The organism is Cellvibrio sp. (assembly GCF_039207905.1).
Lineage (GTDB): Bacteria > Pseudomonadota > Gammaproteobacteria > Pseudomonadales > Cellvibrionaceae > Cellvibrio.
Genome location: NZ_JBCECX010000003.1, coordinates 25,708 through 49,571 on the forward strand (window position 1 = coordinate 25,708; position 23,864 = coordinate 49,571).

Below are 23,864 nucleotides of genomic sequence, written 5' to 3' on the forward strand. Positions count from 1 at the left end.
ACAAGGCTGGTTTTTTATTTTTGCTATCGCCACTGCGTAAAAATTATTGCGAGTAGCGCGATAAGAAATCACCGAAACGAGTGATTGCTTTGGTCAGATCATCTTCGCGCGGTAAAAACACAATACGGAAGTGATCTTTATCTGGCCAGTTAAATGCCGTCCCTTGAACCAGTAACACTTTCTCCTGCAGTAAGAAATCCAGGATCATTTGTTGGTCATCTTTAATTTTGTACATGTTCAAATCGAGTTTGGGGAACAGGTACAAAGCGCCTTTGGGTTTTACGCACGACAGGCCGGGGATCTCTGCAATAGCTTTTAATGCTGTATCACGTTGGTCGCGCAAACGGCCGCCGGGAATAATCAGTTCATTAATGCTTTGATACCCACCCAGTGCTGTTTGCACGGCATACATCGCCGGCACGTTCGCACACAAACGCATGGAAGAGAGCATTTCCAAGCCTTCGATGTAACTGCGTGCGCGATGTTTGGCTCCGCTGATGACCATCCAGCCGGAACGAAAGCCCGCCAAGCGATAGGCTTTGGACAGACCATTGAAGCTCACACAAAGTACGTCCTGCGCCAGTTTGCCCATGGGGATAAACTCGGCATCGTCATACAGGATTTTGCTGTAGATCTCGTCGGCAAAAATAATCAGGTTATGACGGCGCGCCAATTCAACAATGGCTTCCAACAATTCCTGACTGTAAACCGCACCGGTGGGATTGTTTGGATTGATCACCACGATACCGCGAGTTTTATCGGTAATTTTGCTTTCAATATCAGCGAGATCCGGGAACCAGTCAGCCTGCTCATCACACAAGTAGTGACGGGCTTTACCGCCAGCCAGATTGACGGCTGCGGTCCAGAGCGGATAGTCGGGTGCAGGCACAAGAATTTCATCGCCGTTGTTCAGCAATGCTTGCATCGCCATCACGATCAATTCGCTGGCGCCGTTGCCGAGAATAATATCTTCAATTTCAACGCCGGGGATTTGCAGTCGTTGGCATTCGTGCATGATCGCTTTACGCGCGGCAAAAAGACCTTTGGATGCGGTATAACCTTCGGCATTGGCGAGGTTATGGATGACGTCCTGGATGATTTCATCCGGCGCCGAGAAACCAAATGGGGCAGGGTTGCCAATATTCAGCTTCAGAATTCGGTGGCCTTCTTCTTCGAGGCGGTTAGCGTGCTCCAATACCGGGCCGCGAATGTCATAACAAACTCCAGCGAGTTTGTCGGATTTCTTAATCGGGTTCATTTGCAGTAAGATGCCTTGATTGCGGTAACGCGTGATTGCGGTTGAAAAACACTCGAATAATCGACCTTAACTAGTTGATCTGTCAAGGAAATCCTTATGGCTGATAACGAAAACCTGACCGACGCCGAATGGCGGGAAAAATTAACCCCGGAGCAGTACCGGATTTGCCGCGAAAAGGGCACTGAACGCCCCTTTACCGGTGAATATTGGCAAGAGTTTAGCGCGGGCGATTATCGCTGCCGCTGCTGTGGCGAACTCCTGTTTGATGCCGATACCAAATTCGATGCAGGCTGCGGCTGGCCCAGCTTTTATGCCCCTGCAAGTAAAGGGGTAATCCGCGAACATATGGATACCAGTCACGGCATGCTTCGCACCGAGGTGGTATGCCGCAAATGCGATTGCCACTTGGGGCATGTATTTACCGATGGCCCTGCACCAACCGGGCTACGTTATTGCATTAACTCTGCCTCGATTTCGTTTACACCCGAAGAAAAATAAATCTCAAGCCGGAGCAGCAAGCTCCGGCGTTAACTTGCACTTTATTTCCACTATTGATCCCAAAGGTTTGATTTTGTAAACAAGTGTTAAAGTCACGTTATTGTTGTATCGCGACCTTATTCTGCAGGCCAGTTCATTCGTCATAATATGCAGTAATACAACTTGCGGTAATCATTCAAGGCTTCAGAATTAGTCAACTATAACGAAGCGAAAAATAATCCAGGGAGATCTCCATGAATTTACCCCGCCATCTATTGAGCGGTCTGTGTGCGCTTGTCTTCGTATCCAATGCTTGCGCTCAAGCGCCAGCAAATGCTGCCGTCGATGTTATCGTTCAGGCCGCAAGCGTGAAAAATCTGACAACAACGATAGAAGCCCTCGGCACTTTGCGGGCCAATGAATCCATTACGCTCACTTCAAACGTAACCAAGAAAGTGACGCGTATTAATTTTGAAGACGGTCAGCGAGTCAAAAAAGATGACGTATTGGTGGAGACCACCAGTCGCGAAGAATCTGCATTGCTGCAAGAAGCTCGCTTCACTGCGGATGAAGCAAAAAAACAATTAGATCGTGTCTCGGCTTTGGTAAAAAACGGCGCAGCTTCTGAATCTTTATTGGATCAGCGCGTGCGTGAATACGAAGCGGCGCGTGCCCGTTATTACGCGACTGAATCTCGCTTGAAAGATCTTGTTATCCTCGCACCGTTTAATGGTGTGGTGGGGTTGCGCAATGTCAGTGTGGGAGCTTTGGTATCGCCAGGCGATCCAATTACAACCTTGAATGACGATAGCAAAATGAAATTGGATTTCACTGTGCCTGCCGTTTATTTGAGAAGTCTTACAGTCGGTTTGCCAATTGTTACCCAAAGCGGTGACTTGGGCGGCAAGGTGTTTGAGGGTGAGGTTTACAGTATTGATAACCAAATAGACGAAGTAACTCGTTCAATCAAAGTCCGCGCGCTGCTGGATAATAAAAGCCATGAGTTAAAGCAGGGCATGTTGATGCAAGTTGATTTGAAAGCGGGTGCGCGCGATGCCGTTTTAATTTCTGAATCTGCGTTGGTGCCGTTGGGTAGTAATAACTTTATTTTTCTGGTTAAAAAGGAAAAAGATGGTTTTGTTGTTGAACGCAAACAAATCCAGATTGGCGAGCGCCTTGCTGGTGCTGTTGAAGTAAAAAGTGGAGTAGCCGTTGGTGATAAAGTAGTCGTGCACGGTTTGCAAAAAGTGCGCGCTGGTCAACGCATCAATATTCTCGCTGAAGAAAAGCCTATTGCTGAACATGTAGGTGAAGCAACCCATTTATCCGATCTGTTACCCAAGAAAAAGCAGTGAGGATAATTCGTAAATGAAACTCTCTGATATATCTATCAAGCGACCGGTGTTTGCATCGGTTATCTCGCTTCTGCTTATCGCATTTGGTCTGGTTGCATTTGATCGCCTGACGTTGCGTGAATATCCCAATATCGATCCACCGGTTGTATCCATCCGTACAGTTTATCCGGGTGCTGCAGCGAGTATTGTTGAAACCCGTATTACCAAAGTCCTCGAAGATCGAATCTCTGGTGTTGAGGGAATTCGTTTTATCGAATCATCTGCTGAAAATGGTATATCCAATATCGTGGTGCAATTTGATACCGGCCACGATATGGATTCCGCTGCAAATGATATTCGCGATCGCGTAAATGGCGCGCTCGATAATTTGCCAGACGAAGCCGATCCGCCCGAAGTGCAAAAAGTTAGCTCCGATGAGGATGTGATCCTCTGGTTCAATTTAACCGGCGAAAACATGACGGTGCCGGAGCTTACAGACTACGCCCAGCGTTATCTTGTTGACCGGTTTTCGGTAATTGATGGAATTGCCCGCGTACGCATTGGTGGCGAGCAGCGCTACGCAATGCGTGTCTGGCTCGACCGGCGTGAACTCGCAGCGCGCAATCTTACCGTTAATGATGTTGAGGCGGCGCTGCGCGCCGAAAACGTTGAGCTACCTGCAGGAAGTATTGAATCCCTTGAGCGCCAATTTACAGTGCGTATGGCGCGAACCTATCGCACGGTTGACCAATTTAATCAGCTGGTGGTGAAGCGCGGCGATGATGGACATCTTATCCGGCTAGGTGACATTTCCAAAGTGGAAAAAGGTACGGAGGAGGATCGAAATTTATTCCGTGGTAATGGCATTACCCAAGTCGGGATCGGCATCGTCAAACAATCAACGGCTAATACCATTGATGTCGCGCGTGGCGCAAAAGTTGAACGCGATAAGATCAAAGAAATTTTGCCAAAGGGAATGCAAATTGAAGACAGCTTTGACAGTTCGGTTTTTGTAGAGCGCGCTATTCACGAAGTTTATATCACGCTCGCCATTGCAATTGTTCTCGTGGTGTTGGTGATTTACGTTTTCCTCGGCAGCTTGCGCGCAATGCTCGTGCCTGCAGTGGCTGTGCCTGTATCGATCATCGCGACTTTCACCGTACTTGCTGCAATGGATTTTTCGGTAAATATGTTGACCTTGCTCGCGTTAGTTCTGGCAATTGGTTTGGTGGTGGATGATGCAATTGTAGTGTTGGAAAACATCATGCGGCATATGGAAGAGAAAGGGAAAAAACCATTGCTCGCCGCGTTTGATGGCACGCGCGAAGTGGGGTTTGCGGTAATCGCAACCACCTTGGTGTTGATTGCTATTTTTGTTCCGATTGTATTTTTGAAAGGTGATATTGGGCGATTGTTTTCCGAGTTTGCCATCACCATGGCGGCAGCAGTTGGATTTTCAGCATTGATCGCACTAACTCTGTCACCGATGCTGGCCTCCAAGATTCTAGTAGAAAGTGATAATAAAAACGGTTTTATTGAAAAAGTAAATCGTGGCATGGCGCGCATGCGTGTCAGTTACAAAGAGGGTATTCGTTGGTGTTTGGGGCGCGCTAAAGTGTTAATCGCAACATTTGCGATTTTATTGCTGGGCGCGTTTTTTCTCGCACAACTGATTCCATCTGAATATGCTCCGCCGGAAGACCGTGGCAACTTTCAAGTGATGGTGAATGGCCCTGAAGGTGCCAGCTATGCCTATATGGAAGAGTACATGACCGAGATTGAAAATCGGTTGATGAAGTATGTCCATAATGGCGAAATCTCGCGCATGATGGTTCGCGCTCCACGCTCATTTGGCACTACCGAAAGTTTCAATAGCGGGATGGTAATTGTCGTAATGAATGACTGGAGTTTGAGGCGCAACTCTTTTGAAGTCATGGATGATGTTCGTGCTGACCTAAAAGATTTACCCGGTGTGACTACTGCGGTTGTTATGCGGCAGGGTTTTGGTTCGCAAGCACAGAAACCGGTGCAATTTGTGTTGGGTGGCGGAACTTACGAAGAGCTTGCGCAATGGCGTGATATTTTATTGGAAAAACTTGAGCAGGATAATCCGGGGCTAATTGGTATTGATTGGGATTACAAAGAAACCAAGCCACAAGTTGAAGTCGTCATCGATACGAATCGCGCTGCAGATTTGGGTGTGAGTGTGAGTAACATCGGCCGTACCTTGGAGGCAATGCTCGGTTCGCGACGCGCGACAACCTACATTGATGACGGTGAAGAGTACGACATCATTATGCAAGGTGAGCGCGATGAGCAGCGCACTACTACCAGTTTGCAAAATATGTATGTGCGCTCTGGGCGCAGTGGGGAATTAATTCCTCTCGCTAATCTTGTAACGCTGAAAGAGATTGCTGATGCTAGCAAACTCAATCGATACAACCGCATGCGTTCGTTGACTATAGAAGCTAACCTCGCGGATGACCTTGCTCTAGGTGAAGCTCTTGATCATTTAAACGGATTGGTGCGTGAACACTTGCCCGGTACGGCGGTTGTTGATTACAAAGGTTTGTCGCGCGATTTCCAAACTGCCGGCAGCTCAGTCATGTTTATCTTTTTGCTGGGTATCCTGATTACCTTTCTGGTATTGGCTGCGCAATTCGAAAGTTACGTGCATCCCTTTGTGATTATGCTAACGGTGCCGCTGGCAATGTTGGGAGGCATGATTGGGCTCTATATAACGGGGAGTAGTTTTAATCTGTATTCGCAAATCGGATTAATCATGTTGATTGGGCTCGCGGCTAAAAATGGTATTTTGATTGTCGAGTTTGCCAACCAGTTGCGCGATAGGGGAATTGAGTTTACCGAGGCGTTATTGGAGGCATCATCTGCCCGTTTGCGCCCAATTCTTATGACCAGTTTGACAGCGGTAGCTGGAGCGATTCCATTAGTTGTTTCATCTGGCGCCGGTGCTGAAACACGATTTGTGATTGGTGTGGTAGTGATTTCTGGCGTGTTGGTGGCAACGGTTTTGACTTTATTCCTTGTGCCAGTCGCCTACAGTTTACTCGCACGTAATACCGGTTCCCCTGGTGATGTGGCTAGAAATCTGACGAAAGAGCAGGCGAGCTACAGTGGTGAAGATGATTAAGTTCAATACGCACCTATAGTAACCCTGTAGTTATAAAGGTGCGTAACTTTTTACATTATAAAAATTGACAAGATATTAAGTCAGTTAAGATGCCAAGCTAAAATATCGGTAATTCCAACCATTCGGTCGTACCTTTTCTGTTTGCTTCATCGATAATAAAAGAGGCGGCAACTTCTGTTGCTGAAAATGGTATGAAATTTTTTGCGCTAGGTTTTTTTTCGTTATGTCTGCTTGCGTGCAGTAGTGTTAGCAATCCTGATTCGCAATCCGCTCTGTGGGTGCTTAATTCCACTCAACAGATCGCTGGTCATCCGGTCACTATTTTAGGTGAGCCGCAGTTAGTCAAAACGGAAATAGGATCTGTAGTTCGTTTTGACGGAGACGGTGATCGGTTGTTGGTGGATGCAAATCCGTTGGGCGATGCAACGGAATTTACTATTGAGATTATCTTTAATCCTGCTGATGCTTATCCCAATAATGTGGAGCCGCGCTTTTTTCACATAGAGTCTGCGGATAACCCCAATCGTCGTCTTACCATTGAGTTGCGCTTGAACGATAAAAAACAATGGTATCTGGATGCGTATATAAAATCGGAACAATCCCAGCTTACGTTAATCGATCCTACAAAAGTGCATCCAATTGGACAGTGGGCTCATGCCGCGATTACCTATAAAAAGCGCGAATTTGTATCTTATGTGAATGGCAAACGGGAGTTGGTGGGGCAGGTGGATTATTTACCTATCGCCAGCAATGCGAAAACTTCAATTGGTGCGCGAATGAACCAGATACATTGGTTTAATGGTGATATTGCGAAAGTGAAAATTAGTCCGCGAGCTTTAAGTGCAGATGAATTTTTGCCAATTCAATAATATTGAATTGGCAATTTACATTAATGATTGTGTGAGTGTCGATCCTGATTTTTTGCATAATTAGGATCGACATCTGCAGGATGAATGGCATCGCTTACAGATGTGTCTGCTTTGAATAGTAATTGACTGGAAGCAACCCAGCCTTTATTTCCATGAGCTTGCAACACGTAGTGCCCATCAGGAGTATCCAATCCGCCAACGGTAAGTTGCTCGCCGCGCGTAAAGCTCACACTGTATTTTTGCCCGTCATCACCTTGGATGTGGCCGTGCCAGCTAATGCTGTTGTAATCGTGTTTTTCTACTTTATCAATGGTGACTTTATAGTCTTTTCCATTTTGATCAACGCGCACATTCACTTGATCGCCTGGTACCAGTGTTTCAATTTTTAATGTATCCAGATCAATAAATTGGCGCCCGTCAGAAAACTCTTCTTGCTCCAGTGGTAGCTCACGGGGAACTTCGTCGGTAGGTGCCCAACTGGTCGTGCGACTAACTGCGGCGGCAACGTCTTGCGGCGAGAAATCCAGATTTGGTCTGCGCTGCTTGATGGTGGCAATGCGCTCATCTAATTCCGGTGTGCTGGTGAATGTATCTGTTGATTCCTCAGCTTTCGATTCTGTTGTAGTAATGTCTCGTGCATCCATGTTGTTATTTGCGGTTGTGGATTCGATGCTTTTATTGTCTGTGGTTTGCACTGGTTGTTGCGATGTTTCAACGTCTATTGCCGGGCGCGTGAAAAAATAAACACCAACAAGAACAATGCCGCTGAGCCCCAAAGCTTTCAACCAAAAGAGTCGTTGAGTTTGCATAGGATGTATCTCTGGTTATTATTTTGGATTAAAAAGCGCCGCGTCCTTGCGTGCGATTACTACAGCTAATTAACGTCTGATTCGAATCCAGTTCAAGTTCCAGCCACCTGCTTTTGCAAATACACCGAAGTTGTAGGTGCCAGCACTGATATTTACGGTGTGGCTGATCGTAGTCCAATTTTGCCAGCCGCCGGTTGATGGAATCGCTAACTCACCAAGAAGAATTCCACCGCCGTTTAAATCAGCTGATAAGCGACCACCACTTGGACTCGCAACGCGATACTCAATGGTGTAAGTCCCGCTGGTTGGAATAGTGATGTTGTTGTAGGCCATCCAATCATTCGTCTCAATCCAGCCGACGTTCAAGCCGCCGCCGGTATCGGTAGTAGCTTCAGTTTGTACACCGTTATTGGCGAAATAATTTTCTGCCTGGATCAGAGTGTTAAAACCGCTGCTGGTAGTGGATACAACAATCGAACTGGCCGTATCGTTAAAACCTTCGTTAACCAAGCAGTTGTCGTCAGCCGTTTTAGTGATTGAGTTGCCGGTGAAATTATCATTTTGATAAAGCGTCACGCTGTAACCTGCTTGCACACGCAATGACGAAATATCATCGTTAACAATTCCGCGTGATTGCAATTGGCTCAAGTTGTAGCTGCCAACGCCGAGACCTACGTTATAGCCACCGTAGTCGCAATGCTGTGCAACTTTAACAGGGCCAGACGCACCGGCCGTTGGACGGAAGCCTGCGATTTCATCGCGCACATTGTGGATGGCGAGTGCACCGTAAGCTTCTTCACCTTGACCTACAGGAATACCGCACGGCAGACCGCGGCAAGTGAGATTTGGGTTAGAGAATCGGTTTACACGGGTGGTGTTAAACACACCTTCATAAGCCATGATATCCACAAACACGTTTTGCACACCGTAGCCAACGCCATAACGGAAACGTGCACCGGATGTGTCACCTTGTTTACGTGAATGGTTCAGGCCCATGTTGTGACCCAGTTCATGCGCCATCACGATTGGGCCGCAGTTTGGTGCGGTGACGTTCCAGGTCCAGTTTTTATCAACGGCGACATAGCCAACGCCACAAGCGCCTTTTTGGTGAAGCTGCGATACAAAGTCAGCGCCCAGTTGATCACGCAAAGCAATCGCAGCGTTATTCAAACGCAGGTTGCCCAGCACTGCGCCCATATCGGCACCGGCTTGCTCCATTTCGCGTACACCTACCAAACGCAATTGCACATCAATCTGGCTGTCGGCATAGGCTGCATTCATTTGGTTAACCCAGCTGTTCATTGCCGTTTGCGGGTCGCCCTGGAAATAGTTTTTAGTGTAGTTATCGTAGAGTATCAACAGGTCTACAGTTGCCGCTTGCGCAACGTTGGTAAGTGCACAGCTGGTTAGGCCTACCAGTAAGAATTTTCTGGCAGATTTTTTGAATTGGGTAAAGTTGGCGCGATCAAAGTTCATTGCATTTCCTCTCAATTATTATGTGATGAGTGCGATCAATGCGAAGTGAATTCAATTTCCCGATCGCCCATTGATCGGAGAAATTGACCCAATGCCTGCGTGAAATGCAAAATCACACTGGGCAGTGGTGCAAACTTAACATTCATTGAAAAACAGCCGTTGTAACCTGCATCACAGCTTTTAAAAGGTGCCAGTTAATAAATAAAGTGGGAATTTTTACGAGCAGGTACGATTTTTTTAAACACTTGCCACTTTATGAAGTGGAACGAAAAATCAGGGTTTTATGTGAACTCGGTGCGGAAATAATTCTTTTTTACAGCGATTAGTTTTGATCTTAAGTTTGCGTGTGTTTCCAGCATAGAACTAGAACTCATTCCAGTTTTAGCGAGCGAGAGACGGAACATCAATAAAGAATGCAGCTCGACTTTTATTTTGTCGTGCAAAATTTCATTGAGCCAGACTGCGGGGATGGTCGATAACAGTACAGAAAGAGAGTTATACAGAGAATAGCGAGGAGGGCGAGTTGCGGCTCTCGCGTATATCCGAGAGCCGCAATAGGATTGGTTAGGCTTTAACGTTGGCTTTGAGGAAATTTACAATATCGGTTACCGGGATTTCCTGCTTTTCAGCATCGCGACGGCCTTTGTATTCAATGCTGCCAGCTTCCAATCCACGGTCGCCAACAACGATGCGATGCGGAATGCCCATCAGATCGGTATCGGCCAGCATGGTGCCCAAGCGCGCTTTATCCTCATCCATAAACAACACGTCAAAACCGGCTTCTTGCAACTGTGCATACAGCTCTTCGCACTTGGCTGCTACAGCAGGAGATTTATTCATGTTGATCGGCACAATGGCAATGTGGAAGGGTGCGATTGAATCAGCCCAGATAATGCCGTTGTCATCAAAGTTCTGCTCAATTGCTGACGCAACCACACGGGTTACACCAATTCCGTAACAACCCATAATCATGGTTTGCTCTTTGCCATTTACATCCAGCACTTTGGCTTTCATGGCTTCGGAATACTTGGTGCCCAGTTGGAAAATATGGCCAACCTCAATACCGCGTTTGATTTCCAGGGTGCCGTTACCGCAAGGGCTTGGGTCGCCGCTCACTACATTGCGAATATCGGCTACCAAAGGAGCTGCTGCATCGCGGTCCCAATTTACACCGGTCAGGTGGAAGCCATCTTTATTCGCGCCACAGACAAAATCGGAAAGATGCGCTGCCGAGTGATCGACAATCACGGCAATCTTCAAGCCGACGGGGCCGATTGAACCAATACCAACGCCCAGTTCTGCTTTGATCCGTGCCTCAGGAGCAAGTGTCAGAGGTGATGCAATACCGGTTAATTTCTCGGCTTTGATCTCATTCAGCTCATGGTCACCACGCAACACCAGTGCCACCAATGGCTGGGTTTTGTCTTCACGTACTTGACCCAGCACAATCAGGGTTTTTACAGTTTGCTGTGGGCTAACTTTCAGGAACTCGCTAACCTCATCGATACTGTGTTTGCCGGGGGTCGCTACTTCCTGCATAACGTGCTGCGCTGCAGCGCGCGGTGTTGATGGCGGCAGAGCTTCTGCTTTTTCGATGTTAGCGGCGTAATCGCTGGCGCTGCTGAAGGCGATATCATCTTCGCCGCTCTCGGCTAGTACGTGGAACTCGTGGGAGAAGGCACCGCCAATCGAGCCGGTATCGGCCAATACCGGACGGAACTGCAAGCCCAAACGAGTGAAAATGCTGCAGTAGGTTGCATGCATTACGTCATAGGTCTCTTGCAGAGATTCGGTGCTGGTATGGAAGGAGTAGGCGTCCTTCATAATAAATTCGCGCGAGCGCATTACGCCGAAACGTGGACGTATCTCATCGCGGAATTTGGTTTGGATCTGATAAAAATTCGCCGGTAATTGTTTGTAACTTCTGATCTCATTGCGAATCAAATCGGTAATGACTTCCTCGTGGGTTGGGCCGAGGCAGAAAGGGCGGTCGTGGCGATCATTCATGCGCAGTAATTCCGGGCCATATTGTTGCCAGCGGCCAGACTCTTCCCACAACTCGGCAGGTTGTACTACCGGCATCAATACTTCCATTGCGCCGGATTTGTTCATCTCTTCACGTACAATCTTTTCAACTTTGCGCAGGACGCGTAAACCCAGCGGCAGCCAGTTGTAAAGGCCAGAAGCCATTTTGCGGATCATGCCCGCACGGAGCATCAGCTGATGGCTGATCACTTCCGCATCGGAAGGTGTTTCTTTAAGAGTGGCAATTAAAAATCGACTGGAACGCATAGTTATGACTTCTTGGTGGCTATAATGGGTTTCAAAGCCGCTTATTCTACGGCGGTTGGCGATATTGGTATAGCGCCTCGGGTGGTCCGACGCCCATCTTGCTAAATAAAAGTTTGTTGAATAAAAGCCTGTTAAATAAAAGGAAGGCAACTATGTTTGAACTTCACCCTCGTCTTGCGCAGGATTCCATCGTTATCGGTGAATTCGATTTGTCTCTTCTACTGTTGAGTCGGGATGCTAATTATCCCTGGTGCATTTTGGTGCCCAAGCGGGAGGATATATTTGAAATCCACCATCTGAGCGAAGAGGAGCAGCTGCAATTAATTCGTGAGTCTTGCCGCCTGTCGGAAGTCATGACCAGTGTGTTTGATGCGGACAAAATGAACGTGGCGGCACTTGGCAACGTGGTGCGCCAGCTGCATGTCCATCACATTGCGCGCTTTACTGATGATCCCGCTTGGCCTCAGCCAATATGGGGTAAGTTGCCAGGTAAAGAATATGGTGCTGATGAGTTTGCCGAGCGCATCAAGCGCTTGCAAAATGCATTGGTTGGTGAAGGGTTTCGCGTTCTGTAAATAACTGAGCCAGCAATAAAAAAACCCCGCAGAGCGGGGTTTTTTTATGGAAAAGTAAATCGCAACTTACACTGCGAATTCTTTCAGTTTTTTCAGCGGACGTACTTTTACTGAAGTGCTCGCTGGTTTAGCTTTGAAGGTAACTTCTTCTTTAGTGAAAGGATTGATACCTTTGCGCGCTTTGGTCGCTGGCTTTTTCACGGTGGTGATTTTCAGCAGACCAGGCAATACGAATTCGCCGATGCCTTTCTTCTTGATATGGCCTTCGATTACGTTGGTCAATTCGTCCAATACTGCTTGAACTTGCTTTTTGCTCAGCTCGGTTGCATCAGCAATTTGTTGCAGCATTTGGGTTTTGTTTTGACGTTCGGTAATTGCTTTAACAACTGCTGGAGCAGCTTTAGCAACAGGTGCCTTTTTAGCAGCGGCTTTTGGAGCTGGCGCTTTTTTAGCAGCAGCTTTTGGTGCGGCTTTAGGGGCAGCTTTAGCAGCAGGTGCTTTTTTAGCAGGAGCAGCTTTTGGAGCAGCAGGTTTCTTGGCAGCGGCCATATTGATTTCCTTTTATATATTGATGAAGAGTGTGTATGTTTATCTTTTGAACAAAGACGCTCGTGTAGCGATAACCTCAGTACTAATAATCTAAGTACCAGCGTGAATTGCAGAGTCTGGTTGATCCTGACAAAACCCGTACAACTTTAATAACAAAAGCCCTGCATTTATAGGCTCAAACAGCCCTAAACGCGGATTGACGCTATATATATAGGATAAAAAAGTAATCAGCAACAAAAAACACGCGTCTTTTCCGGTAAAAACCGCTTTTTTTACGTGTTGTGCTGCTTGGTAAGCGTTTTGGTTGGGGTTGTCGACTTTAGATATGCAACAACTGAAACTCCGGCTCAAGTTCGCCGTATTGCCAGAGGTAATTAAATTCCTCACGTAAGGACTTGATTTCACTTGCCGCTGCGCCGTTAAAAAAACCACGATGAACGGCATCATCATTTTTATAAAGTAGCTTGTCTGTGTCCCCCAGTATGTAGCCCATATCTTTATTGTTGGGTTCAACCGTCATTTTACGGACAAGAATTTTAGAGGAGAGTCGTTGTGCAAGACGAACCAGTGTATGTCCGCTCTCAATTGCAGGTTTGGTATTTTTGATGAGAATTTGCACTTGTGCATTGCGGCTGCTGCGCACAAAGTCTGAGAGGTGTTGGACGAATTCTGGCGTTGCATATAAAAGCGCATCAAGATCGCGGGTGAGTATCGCAATTGAACGTCGACTTTGTACAACCAGTTGTTCGCTGTAGGTGCGAAAATCAGTGACGCCATCAAGCAGCCATAGGTCACTGCTCACAGATGATTGTTCAGCCATTCTAGGTCTCCTTTTGCATCAACGTCATACTAATATGCGGAATGCCAGCATCCATAAATACCTCGCCTTCAGCGACAAATCCTAAAGCTTCGTAGAAACTGCGACGGTCAGTTTGTGCATGTAAATAGATTCCGCTCTCTGGCGCGGCTTTTTTGCAATGTTTGATAATAAATGCTATCAGTTCATGCCCCAGACCCAAACCGCGAAATGGCTTGAGGATAGCAACGCGGCCGACATGGCAGAAGGGCTTGCCATTGATGACTTCGTGCAACATGCGTGCACAACCCAAAGCGTCATTAGTGGGTGATAACACCAAAAAATGCAGTGCTTGCTCATCCAATCCATCCCATTCATCGGCTGCAGAAACATCTTGTTCCAGCATGAACACTTCGGCGCGGATTTTTATCAAATCAGCTTGGTGATCTTGCCAGTTAGCGTGATGGATTGTATGAAGCATTCTTTTACTCATCGACTAATAATGTTTCCTGATTTATTAGTTGCGTTATCGCGGCGCGGTTGTGTGGCTCTTGCACCAATCCTTTCAGTTCACGCCAACTGATCTCAACTTCTTTACAGACTAATTCTGCCAATTCACGCGAGCAGCAAATAGCTTCGCCATCAGCAAACAATAAGGTGCCGTTTGCATCGCTATGAAAGGCAAGGCGTGCGGAAGGGTGACGCCAAAGCAATTCGCCATCGGCCAGCGCTGATTGCCATTCGTCTGCATCTATATCGAGTGGCTCTTCTTCGCTATGGTCGAGATATTTACGCTCCGTCATAAACTTGCCGAACCAACGGGCAATATTTTCAGGTGTTAAGTGTTGCTGCAAAATTTTCTGCACTTGCGCGATTGCCTCAACACCAATTTCGCCGGGATTGTTTTGCAGTTTTAAATCTGGATCGCTAAAGCGCAAATCGTCGACTACCGACAGTGCGACTTCTTGCCCGACTTCCGAAATGATATCGGCGTGGCTCGGTGCACGGAAACCAATCGAGTAGGTCATACAATCATCGCCTTGGGCATTACCCCAGTGAGCGATTCCCGGTGGGATATACAGCATATCGCCGGGTTCAACTACCCACTCATCTGTGGTGTGAAATTCGCTCAGGATTTTCAAGCGAGTGCCTTCAACGCGCGGCGAATTGTTGTCGCACATTTGGCCTAGTTTCCAATGGCGCTTACCCAAACCTTGCAGCAAAAAAACATCGTAATAATCAAAGTGTGGGCCGACACCACCTTGATCCGGTGCGTAGCTGATCATGATATCGTCGAGGCGCCAATTGGGAATAAAACGAAATGCATCCAGCATTTGGTTTACTTCCGGTACAAATTGGTCAGCCGCTTGTACTAACAACGTCCAGTGGGTTTCTGGCAGCTTTTCAAATGTTTTCTCGTCAAATGGGCCATTGCGCAATTCCCAAGGAGTTGCACCTTTCTCTAACACAATGCGCGACTCAACTTCCTCCTCTAATGCCAAGCCGGCCAGTTCGTCGGGTGACAGTGGCGATTCAAAACCGGGAAATGCATTGCGAATAAGCAATGGTTTTTTCTGCCAGTAATCGCGCAGAAATTCTTCGATTGGCATATCGCCGAGATGAGTGAGTGGTGCGGTCATTTTTATTACCTGGAAAAAGTGGGAGTCAAAATAAGAAAGGGCTCTTGAAGAGCCCTTTTATTTTTGCACGGTTTAGATCGCTTTGGCTTGATCTACCGCATTACCAATGTAATTGGCGGGAGTTAAATCGCGCATGGTTTGTTTGGCGTGCTCTGGGATATCCAATGTCTCTACGAATGCAGCTAACACTTCGCGGTTGATGGTTTGGCCGCGGGTCAGCGCTTTTAGTTTCTCGTAGGGTTCAGCAACGTTGTAGCGGCGCATAATGGTTTGGATTGGCTCGGCCAATACTTCCCATGAGTTATTCAAATCTTCTGCAAGGCGCGCGCGGTTGATTTCCAATTTGCCCATGCCTTTCAGGGTTGATGCATAAGCAATCATGCCGTAACCAAAACCAACGCCCATGTTGCGCAATACGGTTGAGTCGGTCAGGTCGCGCTGCCAGCGAGAGATCGGCAGTTTTTGTGCGAGGTGAGTGAAAATAGCGTTGGCGATACCGAGGTTGCCTTCCGAGTTTTCAAAATCAATCGGGTTAACTTTGTGCGGCATGGTGGATGAACCTACTTCGCCCGCAATAGTTTTTTGTTTGAAGTAGCCCAGGGAGATGTAACCCCAAATGTCGCGGTCAAAATCGATCACGATGGTGTTGAAGCGTGCGATTGCATCAAACAATTCGGCGATGTAATCGTGCGGTTCAATTTGGGTGGTGTAGGGGTTCCAGCTCAGGCCCAGGCTTCCAACAAATTCTTTAGCGTTGGTTTGCCAATCGACATCGGGATAAGCAGATAAGTGTGCGTTGTAGTTACCTACGGCGCCGTTGATTTTACCGAGCAATTCAACTTCTTTAACGGCTTTTAATTGGCGACGCAAGCGTGCCGCTACGTTAGCCATTTCTTTACCTACAGTGGTAGGCGATGCGGTTTGGCCGTGGGTGCGCGAGAGCATGGAGTCTTCCGCGTAATCGTGTGCGAGCTTGGCAATGCCATCGACAATGGCTTCTGCATCTTTCAGGAAAACTTTGCGGCCTTCACGCAACATAAGTGCGTGTGAAAGGTTGTTAATATCTTCTGAGGTACAAGCGAAGTGTACAAACTCCAATACCGCTTCGAGTTCGGCATTGCCAGTAAATTTATTTTTGAGGAAATACTCAACCGCTTTAACATCGTGGTTGGTAGTGCGCTCGATATTTTTGATGGCTTGTGCATCAGCTTCATTAAAGCTGGTCACTATGTCATCGAGCACTTTGTTAGTTGCTGCGCTGAATGCAGGTACTTCAGGTACGCCCGCGTGACGGCTCAGTTGCTGCAGCCAGCGCACTTCAACTTCTACGCGAAAACGGATCAAGCCAAATTCGCTGAAGATGCTGCGCAGTGCAATTGTTTTGCTGCCGTAACGACCATCAACTGGCGAAACAGCATTAAGAGCGGATAGGGTGTTAAAGGTGTTATCCATTGTGGTTCTCGATTAAAGATTAAAAAATAAAATACGAATTCTGTGCGAGTCAAACCGCCAATCAGTTAGATGCGGCGTAATAAATTATCGACTTGTTCTGCAATGTGTTTGCGATAAAACAATAGCTGTAAGCGGTTGCCGCCGACTTGGCGCCACAGGATGGCTGAGCGAACCGATGCGAGCAGCAGGGCGCGGATCTGGTTGGCGATGCGCTGTTGCTGCAGGTAATTGTAGTCGCCGTTTACTTGAATGCGAAAACGGAAAGTGCTGAGTGTTTCGCTATACAGGGTGCCAAGGTTGGCGATGACGTTTTCGTGCGTGGATGAAAAGTGTTGCGCCTGCTGCGCGACTTGTTCCAGACGGCTGCCGATTACGCCGAGCATATCGCGGCGGCCTGCCAGTTTTTTCTGTAAATGCAAAACACCCAAACCATAGCGCAGTGCATCGCGATGTTTTTGGGAGTTAGGGCGTAACAACTCGCGCATTACTTCCAGGCCGGTCCGCAAGTTCTCCAAATTGCCGCCGTAGACCGCCAGCGTGCTTTCCGGGCTCAGGTCGAGCATGCTTTCTATGCTGCATTTATAAGCATCGGGCGGGACATGGCCGGTTTTTGCAACCTGTTCGACCATCGCGGCCGCTTGAAATACGCCTGCAAGGGCGACGGTAATATCTTGCCAGTTTTTGCTCACGCGAAATCTCTCAGCTACTTGAAATAGGGCTTATCAACGGATTAACGGTTGTCGGTGGATTCGATAACCGCGCCACCGAGACAGACATCATCACTATAAAACACCACTGACTGGCCGGGCGTCACTGCGCGTTGTGGTTCAGCGAAGCTCACGTCCAGAATACCGTCAGCCAGCACATTTACCGTGCACACCTGGTCGGGTTGGCGATAGCGGGTTTTGGCGGTACAGGTAAAGGTAGATGAGGGCGGAGTGCCGTTAATCCAATGGGCCTGTTGGGCGATTAGATGATTGGTGTAAAGAAGAGGGTGATCAGTACCCTGTACTACTACCAGCACATTGCGGATTAAGTCTTTTTGCACAACAAACCAGGGTTCTTCATTGGCACCTTTTACACCGCCAATTCCCAACCCCTGGCGTTGGCCGATGGTGTGATACATAAGGCCCATGTGCTCGCCGATCACCTTGCCATCGGGGGTTTGGATCTGGCCCGGTTGAGCGGGCAGGTATTGTTGCAGGAAGTCTTTAAAGCGGCGCTCACCGATAAAACAAATTCCGGTGCTGTCCTTCTTGTTGTGAGTGATCAGACCGTGTTCTTCCGCAATCCGGCGCACCTCGGGCTTTTCCAGCTCGCCCACAGGAAACAGGGATTTCGCAAATTCAGCTTCGCCGACCGCATGTAAGAAGTAGCTTTGGTCTTTGTTTGGATCTAGCCCCTTTAATAGATGTGCGTGACCATCGCGGTCGGCGCGGCGCACATAATGGCCGGTAGCGATCAATTCGCCGCCCAGCATACGCGCGTACTCCATGAATACTTTGAATTTGATTTCGCGATTGCAGAGGATGTCCGGATTTGGTGTGCGTCCGGCTTTGTACTCCTCAAGGAAGTGCTCGAAGACGTTATCCCAGTATTCGGAGGCGAAGTTGGCGGTATGTAGTTTGATACCAATGCGCTCGCAGACCATTTCAGCATCGGCCAAATCGGCCTTGGCAGTGCAGTATTCAGTGCCGTCGTCTTCATCCCAGTTCTTCATAAACAGGCCTTCGACCTGATAACCCTGCTGTTTGAGCAAGAGGGCAGAAACTGAGGAATCAACACCGCCGGACATTCCAACGATCACTTTTGGGCCCGAGCCTATACCTGAGGCGGGGGCGGGGGCGGGAATAGCATCTGACATAAGGAACAACTGCTGGGAAAAGGGAAAGGCGGGCATTTTACCCGCCCCAGCCCATCACTGCCACCTTAGCCAGCAGTATCGCCCACAACATTGAGCGGAAAGCGGCGTCCGGCGCGGTATTCTTCGATGATTTGCAATGTCATAGGACTGCGCAATTGGTCTTTGCGGGCGACCAGCTCGTCATAGGTCAGCCAAACTGCTTCAATAATCCCGGTATCCAGTTTGCGCGTTTGGTCATGACTCAGCGCTTCAGCGATAAAAGTGGTGCGCAAATAGGTGATGCCATTACTCGGTGCGGTATAGAGGTTAACGCCAACAACTCCGGTCAAGGATACAGTCCAACCGGTTTCTTCCAGTGTTTCGCGCACGGCAGCATCTTTCAATGTTTCGTTAGGGTCTAAATGACCAGCAGGCTGGTTGTAAACTTTTTTTCCATCGGCTTCTTCATAAACCATCAAAAAACGGTTGTCGCGCTCAATAATGGTCGCGACGGTTACGTGCGGTGCCCAAGTCATAAATATTTAGCCTCAAATAATCTAATAATTGTGAAAAATAAATGCTGCATTATTCTCTCAATAAAAAGGTAAAGGTTTTTAAATATAAAAAACGAATACACCCTTTGTTCTAACTTCAATTGACAACCTTGTCAATTGAAGTTAATTGAGACGCCGTATACAAAATAAGTAAAAGTTATAAATAAAGTAATGAAATGAAAACTTTTGTATGGATAATTGTCTTCGCTGCAATTCGAAAGGAGTCGAATGAAACTTCCCTTCTCAAGATTTGCCTGCCCGTAATAATTTACTGCCTTCAATATAGAGTAACTCATCTCTTCCTAATACCTGTAGGTGAGGAAGCAATTTTACATAGGAGTTTTTATGAAAAGTTTATCTTTTAAAAAAAGAGTACTCGGTCAGGGTATGACTGAATACATCATCATTGTTGCGTTGATTGCTATTGCAGCAATTGGCGTTTTCAAATTTTTTGGTGAAACTGCGCGGAATCAAATGGGCGGTATGGCTATGGAGCTCGGTGGCAAAGACGGTGGCGACGCGATAAAAGAAGCTGGAAATGCCGCTGATGCAGCAGAAAAAGAAGGGGAAGAGAAGAATTTGGGTTCTTACAACGGTGGAAACACTACAACGTCTAAATAATTCCATTTTTTATAAATTTATTCACCACTAAAAAATTCCCCGTTTAGTGGTGAATTTTATGTGCGCTACGGATGGTTAATACATGATTTTTAAAAAATATCAAAAAGGTCAAGCGATTGTTTATTTGGTAGCCTTTATTGGTGTTATATCACTGGCCGTGGCTTACGCGTTTAATTCCTTCCAAATCGTCAACGAAAAAACCCGCCTTCAGAATACCGTTGATGCTGCTGCTTATAGCGTTGCAATGGTGGAAGCTAAAGACCTTAATTTCAAAGCCTACACAAATCGGGCGATGGTAGCTAATCAGGTTGCTATTGCACAGGCTGTTAGTGTTGTGTCATGGATTAGATTTCTCGATATTACTACTGAAAATATTGCGACTGTCACAAGTTGGATTCCTGTTGTTGGCGCTATTACGTCAGCAATTAGCGAGGCGGTTGCCGGTGTTAAAGAAGTGCTTGAGCCAGCAATGCAAGCGATGGCTACTGGATTGGATGTTGTCATCACCCTTTTGGGCGAGTCGCAACATCTTATGCATGCTGCGACTTTAGTGGTTGCTGATGAAACTCTTAAAGATATTGTTAATAAAAATGATCCTGATGTTGATACTTCAATTTCACTGGGCGATGTTTATTTAATGGGTGAGTTTGTCAGTAAGCACAATAGTTTTACTAGCCGTTTTGATCCTGAAGTCGTCAGAAAAAGGTCGGGCGGTACAAAAAAGTATAATCGTAATAAGGCTCGGATGGATAATTTTCGCGCTATTACCATGAGTTCCGTGGATGGTTTCGTTCAGCGGCGCGATGATGATATTCCCGGCATACCTGCAGTAGATCTTCTTGTATTTAAAGCAGAGTTGCGTAGGGGAGGCGGAACCTCACTTGTGGGAGAGGAATCGAACGCACAATACGGAAGTTGGGTTGCTATGGATACCTTATCAGTACATACGCGCAATTGGCGGTGCAGCTTTAGTGGTTGTGGTTGGCGAAGTTGGCGTGAAATATCTCCGATTGGATGGGGAGCCGCGAAGAACGCCCGTTCTGAAGAAGACATCGAATTTGACGAGCATCGTAGTGCAATCAATTACAGAAATAGTTGGGATCGAAACAGAACAGCATCAAGAACTGCCTCAAGCGAATACTCTGATGCTAGTGAAGTTGGTAATTATCTCGGGTTAAGAGCTTTTTATGATCTTGCTGTAGATGGATTGCTAACCAAAGGTCCAGGAATAAAATTGGTTCTTTCCAAATCTGAAGAGAAGTTAAAGACGACTAAAGAAATTGGTGTCAATACAGGCTCTCTCGACATTGAAAAATATGGTGGATTGGAAGGTGGCAATATTGCTTCCTTCGCGGCTGCAACATCCTATTTTTTCCGTCGAAATGATGCACCAAATGTGTCCAGGCCATCCAGCATAAGGGAGTATGCAAATGCGTACAATCCATATTGGCGAGCAAAATTGGAAAAAGTATCTGATACAGAAAAAATTAAGCTTCAAGCTATTTCAAAGAAATACTAATTAATATTTGATAATGAATGAAATGGCTTTGAAGGTTAAGAGTCTGAAAATATGAAAAATTTGTATAAACAATCTGGTCAGGGAATGGCTTCATTTATTGTTGCAACAGTATTCGTATTGGTGCCAATTTTTCTTGGACTTAATTATTTGGCAAAGCTGGGTGACTTGAAGCATAAAACACACGAAGCAACACGATATGCAGTATGGGAGCGAACGGTGTGGAGAGAGGGTTCAAGTTCTAATTATGTTTCAAAGTCTACCGCCGAAATTAACAATGAAATCGCTGTAAGAGTTTATGGTAAATCATCTTTGCCAATAAATTCAGTAACCGATAAGAGTGCTTCTTTATCAAAGCCAGAACTGGACGCAAATTTATATATATGGAATGAAGAGGTTAGAACGGCGCTGTTAAAAACCTACTCTGGTGGTGAGTTGGCTCATTTAACTATCGATGATCATAAGCCGGCTGGAGGTCTTTCTGAAAAAGTAAATGAGGCCGTGGATAAGATTGGTTTAAATGAAAAAGGTGTTTATGAGGTTGATCTGAAACACGCCATTGCAATCCCTCGTATTCTGAAAAAAGAGCTTTCTGATGCTTTGGGCGGCGGAAAAGATTTGGAGTTTAACGGTAAGGCTGCAATTTTGGCGGAATCCTGGGCGGCCCCTAATCCTGAATTTGTAGATGATAGAGTAAAGAAAACGTTGCTTACAGAGGCACTGAACACACCTACATTTGAGGCGTTCAGAGCTACTATCGGTTTTTTTCATCCAGAGGTTAGCCGTTTGGAACCGGGAATAGTTGAAGAAGATAGAGTGCCATGTCAACGCTTGGTAGGGGCTGATGGTGAGTGCGATTAATAAAATATTTCTACTGTTGGTGTTATTAGTTAATGCCCCTCTCGTATCGGCTAAAGATATGGATTGGCCTAGGGAGCTATTTCCTGATGATGCATATGTAAAGGTAATTGCTGAAACAATGAAGTTTAATGGTGTTCCTATGAAAATATGGGAATTTACTGCCATAGCAGAATACGAAAATGTGAAGGAGTTTTATCAACGTAACTGGCAGTTACCAGCTGAAGGTTTGAATCCCGGAGCACCGGGGTTTCAAATTACAGAAGCAGAGGGGGGCTGTGTCATTAGTCGAGTAGATCGTGAATTTATGATTACCGTTCAACTTAAAAAAGCAGAATCAGGTCAAAGTGTAAAAGGTAATTTTGCTGTTAGCAGGTTGTTGAGAGAGGTAAGTTCTGCATTTGAGTTAGGAAAGGATTTCCCTGCTATGGTTGGGACGGAGTTTATCAATGACATAGAGGCTGTAGATGGACAGAAAAAATCCAGAACTATCGTGGCTACATCTGACGCACCTTATAAATCAGTGGTGAGTTTTTACAGGTCTACGATGAAACGCAAAGGATGGTTTGAGCAAACAGAACAATTGCAGCCTGATAATCGAGGCATTGCTTTAATGTTTGTTCGTGCAAGTAGGGAAATGAATGTTTCAATCTCACCGGAAAATGACAAGGTAAATATAGTTGCTGTTGAGACGCGAGAATAGTGGAGTTTAGATGAATTATCGGAAAGGTTCAGGTTCTGCCATGGTGGAATATATCGTAGGCGTTGCTGTTTTAATGTTTGCCATGTTTTATGTTCCCTTTGAAGGGGTAAGTCTTGTTGAGTATTTGTACGAAGCCTTTAAAAGAAGCTATCAAGCATTTTTATATGCTTTATCTATTCCAATCTAAAGAATAATGAGTTTAGTGAATGCAAAAGTATAGAAATATTATTTTATTGGCCGTTGCTGTGATTCTATCTATATTGGCAGCATATAGCGTCAGTAAATATATGGACCATAAAGAAAAGGAAATTGTCGCTGCAATCGAAGAAAAGAATAATTACAGACAGATATTGGTGCCGAATGCGAATATGGAAGTTGGTGATCTTATATCAACGGCCACAGTATCCCTCAGGCCAGTACCGGCGGAATATGTCCCGGACGGAGCTCTTACTTCAGATGATTTTGATAACGTTGTAGGTATGACAGTTAAAAGCCCGATCACCCAAGGAAAAACAATTGTTAGATCTCAGCTACAAGGCTTGAGCGCAGTTGAAAAATTCTCTGAGCTATTAAAGCCCGGTGAGAGGGCAATAAGTTTAAAAGTGAGTGCTCTGGATTCAAATGAAAATATGCTTGTTCCAGGGGATTTTTTTGACCTTCTGCTATTAAAGGAGGGTGCAAATAAAGAAACAGAAGTTAATGTGGTGCTTGAAAATGTACAGGCTCTTGCGACAGGTACCGCTACGGTTGCCGATTATGTCGGACAAGGGTATGACGGTTATGCATCTGTAACTATAGGTGTGAAAACAGAAGACTATGCGAAGGTTTTGCTTTCGAAAGAAAAGGGAATCTTTGTATATGCGTTGAAGCGTTCGGATGATAGCACTCGTCCTAAATATGCAGCCAAGAATGGAATGGATGTAGGGACGTCTGGCATTAGCGTTTTTTCTGCGGGGAAATCCAAAGATGGTGTGCTTATAGAAACGCTAACTCTTTTAAACGCTAATTCAGAATCTGAGCAAAAATTAAAAGATAGAAAATTTGTTAAATATAGTGAAAGCTCCAAGTAGATCTTTAATTATTTAGATGGT

23 protein-coding genes are annotated in these 23,864 nt (G+C 46.3%); 11 read left to right on the top strand and 12 right to left on the bottom strand.

Annotated elements, in window-relative coordinates; all coding sequences use genetic code 11:
* Window positions 1-43: 43 nt before the first annotated feature.
* Complete coding sequence (locus tag AAGC78_RS02175) at window positions 44-1,258, bottom strand: pyridoxal phosphate-dependent aminotransferase (RefSeq protein WP_435782389.1); 1,215 nt, start codon at window positions 1,256-1,258, stop codon at window positions 44-46.
* 96 nt (window positions 1,259-1,354) lie between these two features.
* Here AAGC78_RS02175 and msrB point away from each other — a divergent pair, with 96 nt between their 5' ends.
* From msrB to AAGC78_RS02195, 4 genes are all read left to right on the top strand, one after another.
* Window positions 1,355-1,756: a peptide-methionine (R)-S-oxide reductase MsrB gene (msrB, locus tag AAGC78_RS02180; RefSeq protein ID WP_435782390.1), complete on the top strand. Its 402-nt coding sequence runs from the start codon at window positions 1,355-1,357 to the stop codon at window positions 1,754-1,756.
* Between the two features lie 233 nt (window positions 1,757-1,989).
* Complete coding sequence (locus AAGC78_RS02185) at window positions 1,990-3,090, top strand: efflux RND transporter periplasmic adaptor subunit (protein ID WP_435782391.1); 1,101 nt, start codon at window positions 1,990-1,992, stop codon at window positions 3,088-3,090.
* Between the two features lie 13 nt (window positions 3,091-3,103).
* Window positions 3,104-6,220: an efflux RND transporter permease subunit gene (locus AAGC78_RS02190; RefSeq protein WP_435782392.1), complete on the top strand. Its 3,117-nt coding sequence runs from the start codon at window positions 3,104-3,106 to the stop codon at window positions 6,218-6,220.
* Window positions 6,221-6,411: 191 nt separating this feature from the next.
* A complete protein-coding gene (locus AAGC78_RS02195) occupies window positions 6,412-7,089 on the top strand; it encodes a LamG domain-containing protein (protein WP_435782393.1) in 678 nt (225 codons plus the stop codon).
* A gap of 20 nt (window positions 7,090-7,109) precedes the next feature.
* Here the strand turns inward: AAGC78_RS02195 and AAGC78_RS02200 are convergent, their stop codons facing one another.
* The 3 genes from AAGC78_RS02200 to AAGC78_RS02210 all read right to left on the bottom strand — a co-directional run bounded on the left by AAGC78_RS02200 (window position 7,110) and on the right by AAGC78_RS02210 (window position 11,666).
* A complete protein-coding gene (locus tag AAGC78_RS02200; protein WP_435782394.1) occupies window positions 7,110-7,898 on the bottom strand; it encodes a hypothetical protein in 789 nt (262 codons plus the stop codon).
* 69 nt (window positions 7,899-7,967) lie between these two features.
* Window positions 7,968-9,374, bottom strand: a complete 1,407-nt coding sequence (locus AAGC78_RS02205) for a carbohydrate-binding protein (RefSeq protein WP_435782395.1) — start codon at window positions 9,372-9,374, stop codon at window positions 7,968-7,970.
* A gap of 564 nt (window positions 9,375-9,938) precedes the next feature.
* Window positions 9,939-11,666, bottom strand: coding sequence for a proline--tRNA ligase (locus AAGC78_RS02210; protein WP_435782396.1), 1,728 nt, complete (start codon window positions 11,664-11,666; stop codon window positions 9,939-9,941).
* A 152-nt stretch (window positions 11,667-11,818) separates the two neighbouring features.
* On the opposite strand from AAGC78_RS02210, the gene AAGC78_RS02215 reads away from it, so the two are divergent.
* The gene (locus tag AAGC78_RS02215) at window positions 11,819-12,241 is read left to right on the top strand and encodes an HIT domain-containing protein (RefSeq protein WP_435782397.1); all 423 of its coding nucleotides are present in this window, start codon (window positions 11,819-11,821) and stop codon (window positions 12,239-12,241) included.
* Between the two features lie 66 nt (window positions 12,242-12,307).
* Here the strand turns inward: AAGC78_RS02215 and AAGC78_RS02220 are convergent, their stop codons facing one another.
* The 8 genes from AAGC78_RS02220 to AAGC78_RS02255 form a co-directional block, all read right to left on the bottom strand.
* Window positions 12,308-12,790 (bottom strand): HU family DNA-binding protein, encoded by a 483-nt coding sequence (locus tag AAGC78_RS02220; protein ID WP_435782398.1) that lies wholly within the window; start codon window positions 12,788-12,790, stop codon window positions 12,308-12,310.
* A gap of 319 nt (window positions 12,791-13,109) precedes the next feature.
* A complete protein-coding gene (locus tag AAGC78_RS02225; RefSeq protein ID WP_435782399.1) occupies window positions 13,110-13,610 on the bottom strand; it encodes a hypothetical protein in 501 nt (166 codons plus the stop codon).
* 1 nt (window position 13,611) lies between these two features.
* Window positions 13,612-14,067, bottom strand: a complete 456-nt coding sequence (locus AAGC78_RS02230) for a GNAT family N-acetyltransferase (RefSeq protein ID WP_435782400.1) — start codon at window positions 14,065-14,067, stop codon at window positions 13,612-13,614.
* Between the two features lie 4 nt (window positions 14,068-14,071).
* Window positions 14,072-15,226, bottom strand: coding sequence for a JmjC domain-containing protein (locus tag AAGC78_RS02235; protein ID WP_435782401.1), 1,155 nt, complete (start codon window positions 15,224-15,226; stop codon window positions 14,072-14,074).
* A gap of 72 nt (window positions 15,227-15,298) precedes the next feature.
* Window positions 15,299-16,678, bottom strand: a complete 1,380-nt coding sequence (gene purB, locus AAGC78_RS02240; protein WP_435782402.1) for an adenylosuccinate lyase — start codon at window positions 16,676-16,678, stop codon at window positions 15,299-15,301.
* Between the two features lie 65 nt (window positions 16,679-16,743).
* The gene (gene hflD, locus AAGC78_RS02245) at window positions 16,744-17,367 is read right to left on the bottom strand and encodes a high frequency lysogenization protein HflD (RefSeq protein WP_435782403.1); all 624 of its coding nucleotides are present in this window, start codon (window positions 17,365-17,367) and stop codon (window positions 16,744-16,746) included.
* A 41-nt stretch (window positions 17,368-17,408) separates the two neighbouring features.
* Window positions 17,409-18,542, bottom strand: a complete 1,134-nt coding sequence (gene mnmA, locus AAGC78_RS02250; RefSeq protein WP_435782537.1) for a tRNA 2-thiouridine(34) synthase MnmA — start codon at window positions 18,540-18,542, stop codon at window positions 17,409-17,411.
* Window positions 18,543-18,607: 65 nt separating this feature from the next.
* Window positions 18,608-19,057 carry an NUDIX hydrolase gene (locus AAGC78_RS02255; protein WP_435782404.1) on the bottom strand — a complete coding sequence of 150 codons (450 nt, stop codon included), beginning with the start codon at window positions 19,055-19,057 and terminating at the stop codon, window positions 18,608-18,610.
* Window positions 19,058-19,420: 363 nt separating this feature from the next.
* Here AAGC78_RS02255 and AAGC78_RS02260 point away from each other — a divergent pair, with 363 nt between their 5' ends.
* The 6 genes from AAGC78_RS02260 (at window position 19,421) to cpaB (ending at window position 23,843) form a co-directional block, all read left to right on the top strand.
* Complete coding sequence (locus AAGC78_RS02260; protein ID WP_435782405.1) at window positions 19,421-19,696, top strand: pilus assembly protein; 276 nt, start codon at window positions 19,421-19,423, stop codon at window positions 19,694-19,696.
* Between the two features lie 82 nt (window positions 19,697-19,778).
* Complete coding sequence (locus AAGC78_RS02265; protein WP_435782406.1) at window positions 19,779-21,215, top strand: Tad domain-containing protein; 1,437 nt, start codon at window positions 19,779-19,781, stop codon at window positions 21,213-21,215.
* A gap of 51 nt (window positions 21,216-21,266) precedes the next feature.
* Window positions 21,267-22,073, top strand: coding sequence for a hypothetical protein (locus tag AAGC78_RS02270; RefSeq protein WP_435782407.1), 807 nt, complete (start codon window positions 21,267-21,269; stop codon window positions 22,071-22,073).
* Window positions 22,057-22,773 carry a hypothetical protein gene (locus AAGC78_RS02275; protein WP_435782408.1) on the top strand — a complete coding sequence of 239 codons (717 nt, stop codon included), beginning with the start codon at window positions 22,057-22,059 and terminating at the stop codon, window positions 22,771-22,773. The genes AAGC78_RS02270 and AAGC78_RS02275 overlap by 17 nt, the downstream gene beginning before the upstream one ends.
* A 10-nt stretch (window positions 22,774-22,783) precedes the next feature.
* The gene (locus tag AAGC78_RS02280; RefSeq protein WP_435782409.1) at window positions 22,784-22,960 is read left to right on the top strand and encodes a hypothetical protein; all 177 of its coding nucleotides are present in this window, start codon (window positions 22,784-22,786) and stop codon (window positions 22,958-22,960) included.
* A gap of 19 nt (window positions 22,961-22,979) precedes the next feature.
* A complete protein-coding gene (cpaB, locus tag AAGC78_RS02285) occupies window positions 22,980-23,843 on the top strand; it encodes a Flp pilus assembly protein CpaB (RefSeq protein WP_435782410.1) in 864 nt (287 codons plus the stop codon).
* Window positions 23,844-23,864 lie beyond the last annotated feature (21 nt).

Bases quoted from the DNA above. Each gene is read 5' to 3' on its own strand.
- AAGC78_RS02175 (WP_435782389.1), bottom strand. From the start codon at position 1,258: ATGAACCCGATTAAGAAATCCGACAAACTCGCTGGAGTTTGTTATGAC.
- msrB (WP_435782390.1), top strand. From the start codon at position 1,355: ATGGCTGATAACGAAAACCTGACCGACGCCGAATGGCGGGAAAAATTA.
- AAGC78_RS02185 (WP_435782391.1), top strand. From the start codon at position 1,990: ATGAATTTACCCCGCCATCTATTGAGCGGTCTGTGTGCGCTTGTCTTC.
- AAGC78_RS02190 (WP_435782392.1), top strand. From the start codon at position 3,104: ATGAAACTCTCTGATATATCTATCAAGCGACCGGTGTTTGCATCGGTT.
- AAGC78_RS02195 (WP_435782393.1), top strand. From the start codon at position 6,412: ATGAAATTTTTTGCGCTAGGTTTTTTTTCGTTATGTCTGCTTGCGTGC.
- AAGC78_RS02200 (WP_435782394.1), bottom strand. From the start codon at position 7,898: ATGCAAACTCAACGACTCTTTTGGTTGAAAGCTTTGGGGCTCAGCGGC.
- AAGC78_RS02205 (WP_435782395.1), bottom strand. From the start codon at position 9,374: ATGAACTTTGATCGCGCCAACTTTACCCAATTCAAAAAATCTGCCAGA.
- AAGC78_RS02210 (WP_435782396.1), bottom strand. From the start codon at position 11,666: ATGCGTTCCAGTCGATTTTTAATTGCCACTCTTAAAGAAACACCTTCC.
- AAGC78_RS02215 (WP_435782397.1), top strand. From the start codon at position 11,819: ATGTTTGAACTTCACCCTCGTCTTGCGCAGGATTCCATCGTTATCGGT.
- AAGC78_RS02220 (WP_435782398.1), bottom strand. From the start codon at position 12,790: ATGGCCGCTGCCAAGAAACCTGCTGCTCCAAAAGCTGCTCCTGCTAAA.
- AAGC78_RS02225 (WP_435782399.1), bottom strand. From the start codon at position 13,610: ATGGCTGAACAATCATCTGTGAGCAGTGACCTATGGCTGCTTGATGGC.
- AAGC78_RS02230 (WP_435782400.1), bottom strand. From the start codon at position 14,067: ATGCTTCATACAATCCATCACGCTAACTGGCAAGATCACCAAGCTGAT.
- AAGC78_RS02235 (WP_435782401.1), bottom strand. From the start codon at position 15,226: ATGACCGCACCACTCACTCATCTCGGCGATATGCCAATCGAAGAATTT.
- purB (WP_435782402.1), bottom strand. From the start codon at position 16,678: ATGGATAACACCTTTAACACCCTATCCGCTCTTAATGCTGTTTCGCCA.
- mnmA (WP_435782537.1), bottom strand. From the start codon at position 18,542: ATGTCAGATGCTATTCCCGCCCCCGCCCCCGCCTCAGGTATAGGCTCG.
- AAGC78_RS02255 (WP_435782404.1), bottom strand. From the start codon at position 19,057: ATGACTTGGGCACCGCACGTAACCGTCGCGACCATTATTGAGCGCGAC.
- AAGC78_RS02260 (WP_435782405.1), top strand. From the start codon at position 19,421: ATGAAAAGTTTATCTTTTAAAAAAAGAGTACTCGGTCAGGGTATGACT.
- AAGC78_RS02265 (WP_435782406.1), top strand. From the start codon at position 19,779: ATGATTTTTAAAAAATATCAAAAAGGTCAAGCGATTGTTTATTTGGTA.
- AAGC78_RS02270 (WP_435782407.1), top strand. From the start codon at position 21,267: ATGAAAAATTTGTATAAACAATCTGGTCAGGGAATGGCTTCATTTATT.
- AAGC78_RS02275 (WP_435782408.1), top strand. From the start codon at position 22,057: ATGGTGAGTGCGATTAATAAAATATTTCTACTGTTGGTGTTATTAGTT.
- AAGC78_RS02280 (WP_435782409.1), top strand. From the start codon at position 22,784: ATGAATTATCGGAAAGGTTCAGGTTCTGCCATGGTGGAATATATCGTA.
- cpaB (WP_435782410.1), top strand. From the start codon at position 22,980: ATGCAAAAGTATAGAAATATTATTTTATTGGCCGTTGCTGTGATTCTA.